Consider the following 15,074-nt stretch of genomic DNA (forward strand, 5'->3'; position numbering starts at 1 on the left):
GTACTAGCCCAAAAGAATTAATTCCAATGCTTCCTCCCATTTCAAAAACACACGCTCTCCCGTGTCGAAAATTCTTCTTTTATCTTCCACAAGCCACTTTTCACCACCTTGCAATGCAACGGTGAGTTGGTTATAGTGGATGAGGTATTGTTTGTCGACGACTTTGGCGGGCATGCCACTCGTCTTGAAAAGTTGCACATCTGCGGGCCGAACGTAGGTTTTGTTTTTTTCAGGAACTGGATTTAAATGGCTGAAAAGTTTGGCGGCATAGAGGTTTTTCGGCTTTGCAAATATTTCCTCCGGTCTGCCTCGCTGAATCAGTTTTCCTTTTTGAATAATGACCAACTCCGGTGCCATTTGCAGCGCATCATCCAGATCGTGGGTCACAAAAAGTACGGTCACACCCAGGTTGCCGAACATATCCTTGAGCTCGGCGATGAGTTCCCTGCGCTGAATTCCATCTAAGCTCGAAAAAGGCTCATCCAACAACAATACTGACGGTTCCAGGCTCAGCGCCCGCGCGATGGCCACTTTCTGCTGCTGTCCACCGGATAGGTGCCGCGGCAGTTTGTCCCGAAAAGCCTCCAGATCGAGCAATTTTAAGAGTTCTTTCACCCTTCTGGCTTTGTAGGCCTTGTCATATTGGAGCAATGGGCGACTGATGTTCTCCTCTACCGTTGAACTTGGGTAAAGGTGGTAATCTTGGTATACTAATTGGATTTCATCATAGCCCGGGACGAGTTTTTCTTTCGGATTCTGGATGCGTGTTCCTTCAAGGAACACTTCTCCTGAGTCCCTGTTTTCCAGACCTGCGAGTATACGCAGCAGGGTGCTTTTTCCCGATCCGCTTTCCCCCACCAAGGCCGTTATTTGGCCTTTTTGAAGGCTAATGGAGAAATTGGACACGACATGTTGGCCTGGCTGGAAAGACTTTTGGATAGACTGAATCTCGAAAAATGCCATGTCAGGTCAAGGATGCTCTTATTTTGGATGGAAGACTATTGAAGACCAAGTCGTAGGAATGGTCGGTAAGTTCCAAAATCAGCTTATCTGACACCGAGCCATCTGCCATCACTGTATTCCAATGCTTCTTGTTCATGTGGTAGCCGGGTTGGATGCCAGGGAATTGCTCCCGCAGCTCGGCCGCCCACTCGGGGTCACATTTCAGATTGACACTTTCAAACTGATCTATATCCAGGATCGCGAAGATTTTTCCCCCAACCCGCAGGCAGAGGGTGTTTTCATCAAAGGGAGTATCCTCTGAGGTGCCTGGTTTTGCAAGGCAGTATTCCCTAAAAAAAGTAATCGTCATGGCCCGGGAAGTTAATGGTTATAAAGTTATTGGGAAATGGAGAAAGGGAAGCCCTTCTTCAATTCAGGCAAATTAGCGGATTAGGCGCAACGTTTTACTGTCCAGATGATGATTGCTGCCAAAAACATCAAGATGGAAATCTTATTGATGCCGTGCATCATGCGTAGGTTGAAGTTGGTGGGGCGGTTTGGATCGGGTTTTTGGAACACCCGTATGAAATAGTGTCCAACCTCACCGACTTTGAAGAACTCTTTGATTTTGCTGTTTGACATGGTAATTGGCTTTAATCTGAACTGCTTCGGCTTAATAAACTGTAAACAGCCATTTGTTGTGATGGTTCAGATTGGCCTCAAAAATGCTCAGAATTTTCAAAAAATGAAACGCGACGCTTGCCGATGCGGGTATGTGGTCTATTCGTTTTTTACGCTTCTTTCGCTCTTTGGCTAGGCTTTCGGCAATGAGTCGGGGATAATTTCTATTTTTGGACCGCAGGTGAAGTTTTTTTAAAAAATCAGCTTCCCTCGGGCTCACTATTGGCCTGATTTTCATCTTAAATAATTCCCATCGATGCGCTACTACCTGATTTCGGGAGAAAGGTCTGGAGACTTACACGCCTCCAATTTGATTAAAGCCCTCGGAAAACGCGACAACCGTGCAGCATTCAGGGGCATGGGTGGAGATTTTTCCAAAGAAGCCGGTCTGGAGCTTTCGGTACATTACCAAGATGTGGCCGTGATGGGTTTTGTAGAGGTGTTGTTGGGATTTCGAAAGGTGCTGAAATACCTGTCGATTGTACAGAAAGATCTCTTGGCCTATCGGCCCGATGTGTTGATTTTGGTTGACTATGGGGGATTCAATATGAAGATGGCGGCGTTTGCCAAGAAAAATGGGATTCCCGTGCATTATTACATCCCGCCAAAAGTATGGGCGTGGAACCAAAAGCGTGCACTGAAAATCAAGGCTCTGACGGACCAGGTGTATTGCATTCTTCCTTTTGAGCCGGCATTTTTTGAGAAGTTTGGTGTCAGAGCACATTATGTTGGGAATCCGCTTCTGGACGAGATTTCCCAATTCAGCCCGCATCCATTTTTTCACCAAAAAAACGAGCTGAGCTACAGCCCGATTATTGCCCTATTGCCGGGCAGCCGAAAGCAGGAGCTGCAGCACATGATGGATGTAATGGTGCATTTGGTGAAAAATTTCCCCAATGCCCAATTTGTCGTAGCTGGGGTTTCCAATCTGCCGAAAGATCTGTATCAACCAGCGAGGAACGCGGGCATCAAAGTTGTCTTTGATCAGACATACGACTTGCTGCACCACTCCACGGCTGCGGTGGTGACTTCGGGAACGGCTACTTTGGAAACGGCACTTTTCCGGGTGCCGCAGGTGGTCGTCTACCGCACGAGCACGATTAGTTACGCCATAGCAAAACGCTTGATCAGGGTGCCGTTCATTTCACTTGTCAACCTGATAGCCGAACAAAAAGTGGTGACTGAACTGATTCAGGCAGATTATAACCTCAAGCAACTCAGTCAGGAACTCAACCTGATTTTGGCCAGTATTCAGCACAAGGCGCATATCCTCCAAGGATATGACCTAATTCGGGAAAAAATCGGGGACCAATCTGCGTCAGATACGGCTGCGGGAATGATCTTCGAGGCTGTGGGAAATAAATAAAAAAGCCTTCGGAAAAATCCGAAGGCTTTTGGTTAAGCGACTTGAAGTTTTTTGAATTTCGATTTGTCAAATTGCTCTTGGGCGTATTTGGCATCGATGACGAGTTCTTTTACCGAATCATCCGAAGGCAATTCATACATCGCATCGGTAATGATCGCTTCGCAAATTGACCGAAGTCCGCGGGCACCAAGGTTGTATTCCATGGCTTTTTCCACGATATAGTCTATTCCGCTTTCCTCGAATACCAATTTCACGCCTTCCATGTCCATCAGCTTCTTGTACTGCTTGGTAAGGGCGTTTTTGGGTTCGGTCAGGATACTCTTGAGCGCGTCCTTGTCCAATGGATCCAAATGTGTCACTACCGGCAATCGTCCGATCAGCTCGGGGATCAAGCCAAAGGATTTCAGATCCTGTGCAGTCACATATTGAAGCATGTTGGTACGATCCACCTGTCTGCCTTCGTATACCTTGTTGAAACCGAGTGGCTGGGTATTGAGTCTTTTGGCAATATGGCGTCCGATTCCGTCAAATGCGCCACCGCAGATGAAGAGGATATTTTCCGTGTTGACCTGGATCATCTTCTGGTCGGGGTGCTTCCGGCCCCCTTGAGGCGGTACGTTCACGACCGTTCCTTCCAGAAGTTTCAGCAAAGCCTGCTGTACACCTTCTCCGCTTACATCGCGTGTGATGGAGGGGTTGTCTGATTTTCGGGCGATCTTATCGATCTCGTCGATATAGACTATGCCTCTTTCAGCAGCTTCGACATTGTAATCAGCCGCCTGAAGCAGCCTGGTCAGGATGCTTTCCACATCTTCACCTACATATCCCGCTTCCGTAAGTACCGTAGCATCAGCGATGCAAAAAGGCACTTCTAGGACTTTGGCAAGTGTCTTTGCCAGATAGGTTTTTCCGGTTCCGGTATCGCCCACCATGATGATGTTGGACTTTTCGATACGGATATCCTCGTCTTCGTGCTTTTGAAGCAGGCGCTTAAAGTGGTTGTATACAGCGACTGTCAGCACTTTCTTGGCCTCATACTGTCCAATGACGTACTGGTTCAGGTAATCGGTCAGTTCTTTCGGCTTTTTCAGCTTGAACTTGGGCTGCTTTGTCGGCTTGCGGTTTTTGTCCTCCTCACCCAAGATCTGATGGGCTTGTTCGATACAAAAGTTGCAGATATGCGCCGAAATCCCAGAGACCATGAGGTCCACGTCTTTCTTGTTTCTGCCGCAAAAGGAACAGGTGACTTGTGCCATTATTTGGTTTTTCTGATCAATACTTCGTCGATGAGGCCATATTCTTTAGCTTCAGGGGCCCTCATCCAGTAATCCCTATCCGAGTCGCGTTCGATTTCGTCGTAGGTTTTGCCTGAGTGGTCGGCGAGGATTTGGTAGAGTTCCTGCTTCATCGAAAGGATCAATTTGAGGGATATTTCCATGTCTTTGGACTGACCCTGCATGCCTCCCGAAGGCTGGTGGATCATTACCCTGGAGTGTTGCAGTGCGGACCTTTTGTCTTTTGCTCCGCCGGCCAATAAGACTGCGCCCATGGAGGCAGCGATTCCGGTACAGATCGTAGCTACATCCGGCTGGATATACTGCATCGTATCATAGATGCCCAATCCTGCGGTAACTGAGCCTCCGGGGCTATTGATGTAAAGCAAAACGTCCTTTTTTGGATCTGTGGACTCCAGGAAGAGAAGTTGGGCGGTAATGATGTTGGCGATAAAATCATCCACTTGGGTACCCAAGAAAATGATCCTGTCCATGATCAATCGGGAGAAAACGTCGATCTCACGGAAGTTGGTCGGTCTTTCTTCGATTACGGAACGGGTCATGTTTTCCACGAAAGTGCTGTATTGGTCAAATGCATTGCCGCTGATGCCTCTTCCGTGGACGGCGTATTTCCTGAATTCGTCTTTGTTGAACATAATCTGAGATATGGTTTGGTACAAAAATAAAAAAAGCCCTTAATCAAGGACTTTTTCATAACGCTTTTATCCCGAAATTAGTTTTCCATCAATTTCTTGAATTGGTCCACGTTGACCACCTCGCTTTTCACGTTGGCTTTTTCCTTCACAAAGGCCAAAACCTTCTCGTTTTGGACCGAGGTCAGCATTTGCATATAATTGTTGCCTTCGTTGCCTTTGAGGTAATTGTCCACAAATCGGTCCATACTGTCTTCCAATTGTCCGATCATTCCGTAGGACGCAAATTGCTCGCGAAGCATCTCTTTGGTCTTTTCGATCACGTCTGCATGCTCAGCTTGGATGCCGTTGTCTTTGGCGATCTTGTTGGAAATCAAGGTCCAAACCAACTGTTTGGCATAGATCGGATATTCCTCCTCTACCTGTTGCTCGGTTACTTTGCCTTCGTTGGCTTTGAAAAGCCATTCTTTGAGGAAAGACTCCGGCAGGTCAATGTTTGCTTTCGCCACCAAGGCTTCCTTGATTTTCTCTTCGGTGTATACCTTAAGATCTTTGTTGTAGTTTTCGGCAAGGATGGATTTCACTTTTTCCCTCAAGGCTTCCTCTGAATCTACTTGGCCAATACCGAACAGCTTATCGAAAAACTCCTGGTCAAGGTCCGCCAATTCCGTCCTGTTTATGTTTTGGACAGTGAAGGTGAATTTTCCTGAGAGGTTGGCTGCCTCTTCTTCACTCACGCCCACGGTCTCGGCTAAGTCTTCCTTGATGGTTTTGGAAGGATCAAATTCAACGACGTCTCCTTTTTTCAGCCCGATGAATTGGGTTTTTACTTTTTCTTCGATTTTGGAAATGGGCAACGAAAATGATTTCTCGACGCTGACGTCAGCTGCTTTCAGGTCTCCATAAAGGAAGTCGTTGTCTTGGCTGACTTCTGGATTGGTCATTTTTCCATACTGGCTGCGAAGATTTTGGATCGCATCCTCTACCTGTTGATGGTCCATGTCGATGGTATAGGATTTGGCGTCAATGCTTCCACCCACATCCACGGTGATATCTTCGACAAACCCAATCTTGTATTTAAACTCAAATTCCTTTTGGGTATCCCAATCGATCTTATCCGCATCTTCGACCTCCGGGAGTGGATCTCCCAGGATTTTGAAGGTTTGGGCTTTGAGGTAGTCATTTAGCGAGGATGAGAGGATACTGTTGATTTCCTCGACCAACACGGCTGTACCGTACATTTTTTTCACTATTTGCAAAGGAGCCTTACCAGGTCTGAAACCCCTGATCGTTGCTTTTTTTGCATAGTCTTTCAGTTTGGCTTCAACCTTTGGTTGGTAATCTGCTTCGTTTAGTCTAATTTTAACAGAAGCCTGATTTGCCGCGTGCTTGTCTAGTGTAATTTCCAATTTGCTAAATTTTGGTGTGAATGGAATTTAAAAAACCCCCAATCCCAATTCTTGGTCGAGGACCTTTGCAGGGTCGAGTTCCGAAATGTGATTGAGGGTTGAGCTTGGTGCGGATAGAGGGACTCGAACCCCCATGCCTTGCGGCGCTAGATCCTAAGTCTAGTGCGTCTACCAATTTCGCCACATCCGCTTCATGTGGCCGCAAAGGTAATAAGTATTATCTAACTTGCAAAAGGTGAAATTTATTTTCCTCGCTGAATGATTGTAGCCACTGTTTTTTTGTTTGACTTAAAATGGGATTTGATTTAGCTTCGACACTATGATACAGATTGATTTGGAAGAAGAGCGGAAAGAGATTTTAAAGCGTTACCGAAAGCTTCTCAAGATGGCAAAGCCACTCTTGAAGGAAGGCGACGCCCGGATCATCAAAAAAGCTTTTTCCATATCCAATGATGCGCACAAGGAAATGCGTCGAAAATCCGGCGAACCCTACATCTATCATCCTTTGGAAGTCGCCATGATTTGTGTGGAGGAAATAGGTTTGGGGACGACGAGTATCGTTGCAGCATTACTTCACGACGTAGTGGAGGATACTGATTGGGAATTGGAAGACATAGAGCGGGAATTTGGACACAAAGTCGCGACGATCATCGATGGGCTTACCAAAATTTCCGGCGTGTTTGAATACGGATCATCACAGCAGGCGGAGAATTTCCGGAAAATGCTGCTTACGCTCTCCGATGACGTGCGGGTCATTTTGATCAAACTGGCGGATCGCTTGAACAATATGCGGACGCTGGACAGCATGCCAAGGCACAAGCAATTGAAAATCGCTTCGGAGACCATGTATCTATATGCGCCGTTGGCGCACCGCCTTGGATTGTATGCGATCAAGTCAGAATTGGAGGACCTTTACCTCAAGTTCACGGATTCCGAGACCTATCGATTCATCGCCAATAAGATAAACGAGACGAGGATTTCGAGGAATCGGTTCATAAAGACTTTTATTGCGCCTATTGAAGAGGAGTTGGAAAGCCAAGGTTTTAGATTCACCATCAAGGGCCGACCAAAATCTGTTTTCTCGATCTACAACAAGATGAAGAAACAGAATATCCCTTTTGAAGAGGTGTATGATCTGTTTGCCATTCGAATCATCATTGATTCGGAGATCGATAATGAAAAGGCGGATTGTTGGCAGGTGTACAGTATCGTGACGGATTTTTACCGACCCAACCCTGACCGTCTGCGTGATTGGATCAGCACGCCAAGGGCCAATGGGTATGAGTCGCTTCATACCACCGTAATGAGCAATACCGGCCAATGGGTAGAAGTGCAAATTCGGACCGTCCGTATGGATGATATCGCTGAGCGCGGATATGCGGCCCATTGGAAATACAAGGAAAAAGATGCAGCACAGGGGGGGAAAGGGCCATCTGGCCTGGACGAGTGGATCACTCAAGTACGATCCCTGCTGGAATCAAATGACGGCAATGCCATCGAATTTATGGATGATTTCCGTGGCAATTTGTTCCATGACGAAGTATTCGTCTTCACGCCAAAAGGGGAGTTGAAAGTATTGCCACATGGCGCGACTGCACTTGACTTTGCTTTTGAGATCCATACAGAGGTCGGGGCGAAATGCATCGGGGCAAAAGTCAATACACGCCTCGTCCCAATTAACCACAAGCTGAAAAACGGAGACCAAGTCGAGATCTTGACTTCAGCGAAGCAAAGACCAACGGAAGATTGGCTCAACAGTGTCGTCACTTCCCGCGCCAAAGCAAAAATCAAGGACGCGCTGAAAGAGGAAAAGCGATCTACCATCTTGGATGGGAAGGAAATCGTCCAACGCAAGCTCAAGCAGATGAAGATGGACTTCAATTCTGAAATCGTGGAGCAGCTTAGGGCGTATTTTGAGACAAAGACACCTAATGAATTTTATTATAAAATCGGGAAAGGAATAATCGATCCTACCTCGATCAAGAGTTTCAAGGATTTTAAGGAACAAAAACGCCAAAAAAGTAAGCCTTCACTTGATAAAGTGAAGGATGAATCCAGTTTTACCAAAGAGATCAAAAACCTGAAAGGCCCCGAACATGACCAGCTGCTCATTGGCGAGGATATGGATGTGGTCGACTACATTTTGGCCAAATGCTGCAATCCAATCCCAGGCGACGACGTTTTTGGCTTTGTCACCGTCAATGAAGGGATCAAAATCCACCGAACCTCATGTCCAAATGCCTTGGAATTGCTATCAAACCACGGCAACCGGGTGATCAAAGCACGCTGGACTTCCCAGCAGCAGATAGCTTTCCTCGCGGGGTTGCGCATAGTCGGGACCGACAGGGTAGGCTTGATCAACGATGTTACCAAAGTAATTTCCAACGAATTGAAGGTCAACATGCGATCCATCACAGTAGATTCGGACAGTGGTATTTTTGAAGGGACGATCAAGCTGTATGTCCACAGTACACAACATTTGGAAAAGTTGATGAGCAATCTATCCAAAGTAGAAGGGATCATCAAAGTCGCGAGATTTGATTGATGAGTGGGAGCGTTGTCGGTTTTCCCGCGCATTGAATAACACGGCGCTGTCGTTGCCGGCTTTCACTTAATTGAATTTTTTCTGAGGCTTAACGTTATATTTGCACAAAACTGAAGATTCATGGCATTAAATCCCGCCCAATTCGACGAGGTCAAAAAAATCTTTACGGCATATCTGGAAAACAAGAAATTGAGAAAAACTCCCGAGCGTTATGCCATTTTGGAAGAGATATATGACCGCACGGGGCACTTTGACGTGGAGTCGCTCTACATCAGCATGAAAAACAAAAACTACCGCGTCAGCCGGGCGACTGTTTATAACACTTTGGATTTGTTGGAAGAATGTGACTTGGTCACCAAGCATCAGTTTGGAAAAAACATTGCCCAGTTTGAGAAATCATACGGATACAAGCAACACGACCATTTGATTTGCATTGAATGCAACAAAGTGCTGGAATTTTGTGATCCGCGTATCCAAAATATCCAAAATACCGTAAGTGAAATCCTGAACTTCAAAATCCTGCATCATTCCCTGATTCTCTACGGAACCTGCAAAAACGAAAACTGCGAAAACAAACTGAAGCTATGAAATTGAAATATAGGACCGAGAAGTCCGGAAATGCCCAATACCTTTTTATTATTGGCGATTTGATTGGAGATGAGTTGGGACCGAAATTGGTCGAATTGGTCTCTGATGCCGTCAATGAAAAGGTCACGGATTTTGTGATAGACCTCTCGGAAGTGCGGTATATCTCCTCATCCGGAATAGGTCTCCTGATTACGATGCTTACCAAAATGCGGAATTCCGGCGGGGAGGTTTATTTGTCCGCACCTTCGGAGCATGTCAAAAAGCTGTTGATCATCACAAAGCTCAACAACATTTTTACCGTTTTTTCATCTATCGAAGAAGCGAAGGCCGCCGTTCAAAAATAATCACTCACAAAAACAAAAGGGTTGTTTGTTATTCTTTGTTGATATGACAAACTTCACGAGGAATTTTGATTCAATCCAACTTTAGAATACAAGTATGAAAATGGATGTTCTTTTAGGACTGCAATGGGGAGACGAGGGAAAAGGTAAAATCGTCGACGTGCTCGCGCCGCGGTACGATGTCGTTGCGAGGTTTCAGGGCGGACCCAATGCTGGCCATACTTTGGAATTTGACGGCATCAAACATGTGCTCCACCAAATCCCATCTGGAATCTTCCGGGAAAATATCCGAAATATCGTCGGCAATGGTGTGGTGCTAGATCCTGTGATCCTTCGCAAAGAGATCGAGGGCCTGCAACGCTTTAACATCTCTTTCAGAAAAAACCTATTTGTTTCCAAAAAGGCAACAATCATTATCCCTACCCACAAGCTATTGGATGCTGCCTACGAAAAATCCAAAGGTGACAAGAAGATCGGATCGACGCTAAAGGGTATCGGGCCGACTTACCAAGACAAAATTGGTAGGGTTGCACTCAGGATCGGGGATATTTTGGCGGATGATTTCAGGGAAAAATATACTGAATTGGTATCGAAGCACATGGAAATTCTTTCCTTTTACGATTATGATGCATCCAATCTGCCCGAATTGGAGAAGGCCTTTTTTGAAGCGGTGGAGTTTTGCAAAACACTGAACCTGGTCGAAAGTGAGTACGAAATGAACGACCTCCTCCAAAATGGCAAAAAAGTATTGGCGGAGGGCGCTCAGGGTTCTTTGTTGGATATTGATTTTGGAAGCTATCCTTTCGTGACCTCCAGCAATACAATGGCCGCCGGTGCTTGTACCGGTCTTGGCGTTTCGCCCTCCAAGATTGGAGAAGTGTTTGGGATTTTCAAGGCGTATTGCACCAGGGTCGGAAGTGGACCTTTTCCAACCGAGCTGTTTGATGCGACCGGAGAGGCCATGCGCAAGGAGGGAAATGAATTTGGGTCTACAACGGGACGTCCGCGGCGTTGCGGATGGCTTGATTTGCCATCATTGAAATATTCCATCATGATCAATGGAGTAACCCAGTTGTTCATGATGAAGGCAGATGTGTTAAATATCTTTGACAAAATCAATGTCTGTACCCATTATGAACTTCCCGACGGAAGCCGGGTAGATAGATTGGCCTATGAGCAGAATGACGGCGATGTCAAGCCTATCTACAAAACCCTGCCTGGCTGGCATACATCTTTGGCATCGGTGACGAGCTTTGAAAAGTTTCCGAAGGAACTCAAAGATTACGTGACCTACATCGAGGGAGAATTGAATGTTCCGATCAAGCTTGTCTCGGTCGGTCCTGATCGAAAACAAACGATACTTAGGTAAATGAATTATAAGGGCTTCCACAAAGAAGCCCTTTTTATTTTTAGGTGAAATAAGTATTTTACAATCCGATTCTTGTTTTTCGTTTAAGATCTGCCCAAGTGAAAGCCAATCCAATAATTAGCGTATCCCCCATCTTGGTTTTCCTCTTTTTTGCCGTTTCAGTGCTCGTCCCAAACCTGGCGCAGGCACAGCTCGGGTTTCCTTTCTGCGAGAAATTTTCCAATAATCAAACCCAGGGGGCGACTGTTTTTGGAGGCAATGCCCGGTTGGTTGATGGAGTCCTCAGGCTGACTGATGCTGTCGTGGACCAGAATGGCTTCATGTACGTAGACATTCCGTTTCCATCCACTTATGGGATCAAAGCCACGTTTGAATATTTCAGTTATGGCGGAAACGGAGCGGATGGAGTCACAGCCTTTCTTTTTGATGCAAATACACCCGTATTCAATCCAGGTGGGTTTGGAGGCTCACTTGGCTATGCGCCAAGAAACAATGAACGAGGTTTGTCAAGAGCCTATCTCGGAATTGGATTTGATGAATACGGAAATTTCGGCAACACCGCAGAGGGAAGGAATGGGGGCTTTTTCGGGATTGGGACGAGCCTTGTCCCCAATTCGATCGTTGTACGTGGCCCTGGGGACGGATTTGTCGGATATCCATTTGTCGTGGGAAGACGTACCATGGAGACCGGAAATGATGGTATGCGGCCCGACAATCAGTTTCCGATCAGTTCGGGTGGCCCGGGTACATTTAGAGTAACTGACCGCAATCAACCCGGATACAGGAAGGTATTCTTGGAACTTGAACCAAACGATGATGGGGGTGGATATTTTTTGACAGTGCGGATGGAAGTGACGACAATCCCAAATCAGCCAATGATGCTGACGATCTTCGACAGGCCTTATTTTTTTCAAGCGCCGGAAAATCTCAAGATCGGTTTCGCCGCATCCACAGGGGGCCTTCATAATATCCACGAAATCGCCAATATCACTGTGGAGGTCTTCAACGAAGATGATTTGTTAGACCCGGTTGCATCAGACATTGACGACAAGGCTTCTTGTGCAGGTCAGGAAAACACCTATGAAATTACCGAGCAGGAAGTCACTCTACCTAACCTTAACTCCCAAATCCGTTGTCTTCAATTCTACGGGTCAATGGATGATATCCTTGCCGAAGAGGGGGATATTTGTTCGCAAGCAAGATGCAGGCCGGAAAATCGCGTGTTGGAATTGCCACAGGGCACATTTAGGGCAGCGGATTCAGGTGGTGAATTCACCTTTTTCCCCAATCCAGGATTCGTTGATGACACGGTGCAGGTATATTACACCGTGACGGATAACTATGGGAAGACTTCCGCAGGCAATTACATCAAACTCTTGATCAAGGAATCTCCTGAACCTGTCTCTATCCACGCAGATGGATTGGACGTGGACCAAACGGAAATCAGGCGTTGTGCGGGAGAAGGGATTACTTTAAGGGCTATCGGAGAGGAAGAATATGTCAGGTTTGAATGGTATTTGAATAGTACCTTGGTTGCCGATTCTGACAATCAGGAATTACTTGCCGTCTTGCCTGGCGAGTACAAAGTCATCGCATTCAATTCGAAGAGTTGCCCAACAGAGTCTCCCATTTTTAATTTGATCAATCCGCCTTTTCCGGATTTGTTGATCATAGATCCTGCGGTCGGTTGCGAGCCAAACGTTGGTATAGATATCAAAGACTTCATCTTGAACTACGATCCCGAGAATTATGACTACCAATTGGAAACGCCAAATGGGGATATTTTGCTCAATGAGGAAATGTTGTCCGTGTCCCAGTCAGGAGAATACCAGCTGAGGGTGAAGCACAAGGATCTAAGCTGCTGGTCGGAACCGGTCCCACTTCAGGTCGTCATCGTTTCTCAGGAATTGGTTGCAGACTTTGACTATGAGGTAGACGGTACAGGCATCAAGAGTGATGAAGATGGTGGTATCTTTATTGATGATCCGATACGCTTCAACGACCTTTCTTCCGGTGGTGCTGTAGCTTGGGCCTGGGATTTTGGAGATGGAAATACCAGCACCGAGGAATCACCCGTTCATGTTTTTGGGAAAAAGGGGATGTTTGAGGTCAAGTTGACCGTGACCAATGAATGGGGATGTACGGCCACAATTGCAAAAGTCGTTCCGCTCACCCAATCGTTTCGAATCATGTACCCGACGGGCTTTACGCCGAGTTTGGAGGAAAATCGATACTTCAGGCCCAAAACAAAAGGGATTGTTAAAATGCAGCTGCAGGTCTTCAACCTTTGGGGGAACCTGATTTTTGAGACCGATGACCTTCAAACCCCTGGCTGGGATGGGCGTCTCAATGGCGAGCTACTGCCCGGCGGCACCTATGTGTACCGAAGCAGAATGGAGTCGATCGACGGCGATGTCATCGACGATACCGGCAATTTTATTTTGATCAGGTGATATGGAGAAGAAAATCTGGCTTTTTCTCCTCTTGATCATTTCCGGGCGATTGAATGCGCAGGATATTCAGTTTTCCCAGTTTTACGCGGCCCCGCTTTTTCTGAATCCGGCCTTTGCCGGCAGCGCCGAGATGACGAGAGTTGGTCTCAACTTCCGCAACCAATGGCCGGGCTTGGATCGGACGTTCGTTTCCTATTCGGCCTACGCAGACCATTTTTTCCCTGAGAAAAACAGCGGTATAGGAATTATCATCAATGGGAGCAGGGAAAGTCTTGCAAACCTGCAAAATACTGAACTTGGCTTGTTATATTCCTACCGTCTTCGGTTGGGCGATGCGTCATTTCTTCATATGGGAATTCAGGGAAGTTATGCAACAAGGTCGGCGAGTTTTGATGAGGTGATCTTAGGCACACAGTTGGACATTAACCGAGGCGTTGTTGATCCAGGTGCGGGCCCGACCCTTCCGGACGATCGACAGAGAAGTTTTGCCGACCTGTCGGCTGGCATTCTTTATTATAACAAAAGAACTTGGCTTGGGCTTTCTACCCATCACTTGACACAACCAAACATTTCCTACCTCGAGTTCGATAGGGACAATCTTCCGATCCGTTATTCTCTACACGGCGGATTTAAGTTTGATCTAAAGTCAGGAGCCATTAATGACTATTTCAATAACACAGAGCAGCAGCGTACTTTGTCGGTCGCCTTCAACTACAAAAACCAAGGGCAATTTGATCAATTGGACATTGGGATGGAGCTGTTTTTTGAGCCATTGATCTTGGGATTTTGGTACCGCGGTCTGCCGTCTTGGAAAGGACTGCCAAATAATGAAGCTCTGATTGGCTTGGTGGGCTTTTCACTTTCCAATGGATTGGATGTGGGCTACAGCTACGATTTTACTATTTCCAATCTAGCCTGGAGAAATACCGGAGGTGCGCATGAAATATCCATGAGATATTCCTTTGTGGAGCAATTATGGAAACGACAGGTTCAAAGACGATTGCCGACATTCAGGTATTGATTTTTTCTGTCTGTAAATCAGTGCTTTTTGGGAATCATCCAACTTTTTTCTGAAATGGTTTTGCAATTGAAAAAAAGAATCGCACCTTTGCAATCCCAAACGGGGAGAAGCTGATCAAAATCGCCCAAGTTTATTTTGGATTTCCAAGTAAATAAGTCAGCAACCAAAATAAAATTCTGAATATTTGAAACGATTTGAAACTTAATTTCAGATCTCAAGAATTAATAATAAATAATACAATAGGTATTATTTACAGTCGAAAGATTGTCATTGCAGAGCCGCACAGATGGTGTGGATTTCTGCAAAAGTTCATTGAAACGATGAGGATGGAACGGATTGCTTTTGGGAGCGGTCCGGTAGGATAATAATGGTACGTTGTTCCGCGCGATGCGGGGCATTGGATACCGAGAGACAACATACTATGGAGAGTTT

Annotated in this window: 13 protein-coding genes and 1 tRNA gene; 7 read left to right on the plus strand and 7 right to left on the minus strand. The window is 46.2% G+C overall.

Annotated elements, in window-relative coordinates; genetic code table 11:
• Positions 1-3: 3 nt before the first annotated feature.
• The 3 genes from L0U89_RS06180 to L0U89_RS06190 all read right to left on the minus strand — a co-directional run bounded on the left by L0U89_RS06180 (position 4) and on the right by L0U89_RS06190 (position 1,584).
• Positions 4-963 (minus strand): ABC transporter ATP-binding protein, encoded by a 960-nt coding sequence (locus L0U89_RS06180; RefSeq protein WP_234860730.1) that lies wholly within the window; start codon positions 961-963, stop codon positions 4-6.
• A gap of 1 nt (position 964) precedes the next feature.
• On the minus strand, positions 965-1,312 hold the full coding sequence (locus tag L0U89_RS06185) for an MmcQ/YjbR family DNA-binding protein (protein ID WP_234860731.1): 348 nt from the start codon (positions 1,310-1,312) through the stop codon (positions 965-967).
• A gap of 80 nt (positions 1,313-1,392) precedes the next feature.
• The gene (locus L0U89_RS06190) at positions 1,393-1,584 is read right to left on the minus strand and encodes a DUF6728 family protein (RefSeq protein WP_008631876.1); all 192 of its coding nucleotides are present in this window, start codon (positions 1,582-1,584) and stop codon (positions 1,393-1,395) included.
• Between the two features lie 295 nt (positions 1,585-1,879).
• On the opposite strand from L0U89_RS06190, the gene lpxB reads away from it, so the two are divergent.
• Positions 1,880-2,989: a lipid-A-disaccharide synthase gene (gene lpxB / locus L0U89_RS06195; protein WP_234860732.1), complete on the plus strand. Its 1,110-nt coding sequence runs from the start codon at positions 1,880-1,882 to the stop codon at positions 2,987-2,989.
• 32 nt (positions 2,990-3,021) lie between these two features.
• On the opposite strand, the gene clpX is transcribed toward lpxB, so the two are convergent.
• The 4 genes from clpX to L0U89_RS06215 all read right to left on the minus strand — a co-directional run bounded on the left by clpX (position 3,022) and on the right by L0U89_RS06215 (position 6,515).
• Positions 3,022-4,245, minus strand: coding sequence for an ATP-dependent Clp protease ATP-binding subunit ClpX (gene clpX / locus L0U89_RS06200; protein ID WP_234860733.1), 1,224 nt, complete (start codon positions 4,243-4,245; stop codon positions 3,022-3,024).
• Complete coding sequence (locus tag L0U89_RS06205) at positions 4,245-4,919, minus strand: ClpP family protease (protein WP_008631879.1); 675 nt, start codon at positions 4,917-4,919, stop codon at positions 4,245-4,247. The genes clpX and L0U89_RS06205 overlap by 1 nt, the downstream gene beginning before the upstream one ends.
• A gap of 77 nt (positions 4,920-4,996) precedes the next feature.
• Positions 4,997-6,325: a trigger factor gene (gene tig / locus L0U89_RS06210; protein WP_234860734.1), complete on the minus strand. Its 1,329-nt coding sequence runs from the start codon at positions 6,323-6,325 to the stop codon at positions 4,997-4,999.
• A gap of 105 nt (positions 6,326-6,430) precedes the next feature.
• A tRNA-Leu gene (locus L0U89_RS06215) sits at positions 6,431-6,515 on the minus strand.
• A gap of 129 nt (positions 6,516-6,644) precedes the next feature.
• Here L0U89_RS06215 and L0U89_RS06220 point away from each other — a divergent pair.
• The 6 genes from L0U89_RS06220 to L0U89_RS06245 all read left to right on the plus strand — a co-directional run bounded on the left by L0U89_RS06220 (position 6,645) and on the right by L0U89_RS06245 (position 14,642).
• A complete protein-coding gene (locus tag L0U89_RS06220; protein ID WP_008631881.1) occupies positions 6,645-8,870 on the plus strand; it encodes a RelA/SpoT family protein in 2,226 nt (741 codons plus the stop codon).
• A 120-nt stretch (positions 8,871-8,990) separates the two neighbouring features.
• Positions 8,991-9,458, plus strand: coding sequence for a Fur family transcriptional regulator (locus L0U89_RS06225; protein ID WP_008631883.1), 468 nt, complete (start codon positions 8,991-8,993; stop codon positions 9,456-9,458).
• Positions 9,455-9,802, plus strand: a complete 348-nt coding sequence (locus L0U89_RS06230) for an STAS domain-containing protein (RefSeq protein WP_234860735.1) — start codon at positions 9,455-9,457, stop codon at positions 9,800-9,802. The genes L0U89_RS06225 and L0U89_RS06230 overlap by 4 nt, the downstream gene beginning before the upstream one ends.
• Positions 9,803-9,896: 94 nt before the next feature.
• Complete coding sequence (locus L0U89_RS06235) at positions 9,897-11,168, plus strand: adenylosuccinate synthase (RefSeq protein WP_234860736.1); 1,272 nt, start codon at positions 9,897-9,899, stop codon at positions 11,166-11,168.
• Positions 11,169-11,266: 98 nt separating this feature from the next.
• A complete protein-coding gene (locus L0U89_RS06240) occupies positions 11,267-13,621 on the plus strand; it encodes a PKD domain-containing protein (protein ID WP_234860737.1) in 2,355 nt (784 codons plus the stop codon).
• Position 13,622: 1 nt separating this feature from the next.
• Positions 13,623-14,642, plus strand: coding sequence for a PorP/SprF family type IX secretion system membrane protein (locus L0U89_RS06245; RefSeq protein WP_234860738.1), 1,020 nt, complete (start codon positions 13,623-13,625; stop codon positions 14,640-14,642).
• The last annotated feature ends 432 nt before the right edge of the window (positions 14,643-15,074 follow it).

This window comes from Mariniradius sediminis, from assembly GCF_021491425.1.
GTDB classification, from domain to species: domain Bacteria; phylum Bacteroidota; class Bacteroidia; order Cytophagales; family Cyclobacteriaceae; genus Mariniradius; species Mariniradius saccharolyticus.

What these genes read in the sequence shown, in the direction of transcription:
- L0U89_RS06180 (WP_234860730.1), bottom strand. Translation starts at nt 963, where the DNA reads ATGGCATTTTTCGAGATTCAGTCTATCCAAAAGTCTTTCCAGCCAGGC.
- L0U89_RS06185 (WP_234860731.1), bottom strand. Translation starts at nt 1,312, where the DNA reads ATGACGATTACTTTTTTTAGGGAATACTGCCTTGCAAAACCAGGCACC.
- L0U89_RS06190 (WP_008631876.1), bottom strand. Translation starts at nt 1,584, where the DNA reads ATGTCAAACAGCAAAATCAAAGAGTTCTTCAAAGTCGGTGAGGTTGGA.
- lpxB (WP_234860732.1), top strand. Translation starts at nt 1,880, where the DNA reads ATGCGCTACTACCTGATTTCGGGAGAAAGGTCTGGAGACTTACACGCC.
- clpX (WP_234860733.1), bottom strand. Translation starts at nt 4,245, where the DNA reads ATGGCACAAGTCACCTGTTCCTTTTGCGGCAGAAACAAGAAAGACGTG.
- L0U89_RS06205 (WP_008631879.1), bottom strand. Translation starts at nt 4,919, where the DNA reads ATGTTCAACAAAGACGAATTCAGGAAATACGCCGTCCACGGAAGAGGC.
- L0U89_RS06220 (WP_008631881.1), top strand. Translation starts at nt 6,645, where the DNA reads ATGATACAGATTGATTTGGAAGAAGAGCGGAAAGAGATTTTAAAGCGT.
- L0U89_RS06225 (WP_008631883.1), top strand. Translation starts at nt 8,991, where the DNA reads ATGGCATTAAATCCCGCCCAATTCGACGAGGTCAAAAAAATCTTTACG.
- L0U89_RS06230 (WP_234860735.1), top strand. Translation starts at nt 9,455, where the DNA reads ATGAAATTGAAATATAGGACCGAGAAGTCCGGAAATGCCCAATACCTT.
- L0U89_RS06235 (WP_234860736.1), top strand. Translation starts at nt 9,897, where the DNA reads ATGAAAATGGATGTTCTTTTAGGACTGCAATGGGGAGACGAGGGAAAA.
- L0U89_RS06245 (WP_234860738.1), top strand. Translation starts at nt 13,623, where the DNA reads ATGGAGAAGAAAATCTGGCTTTTTCTCCTCTTGATCATTTCCGGGCGA.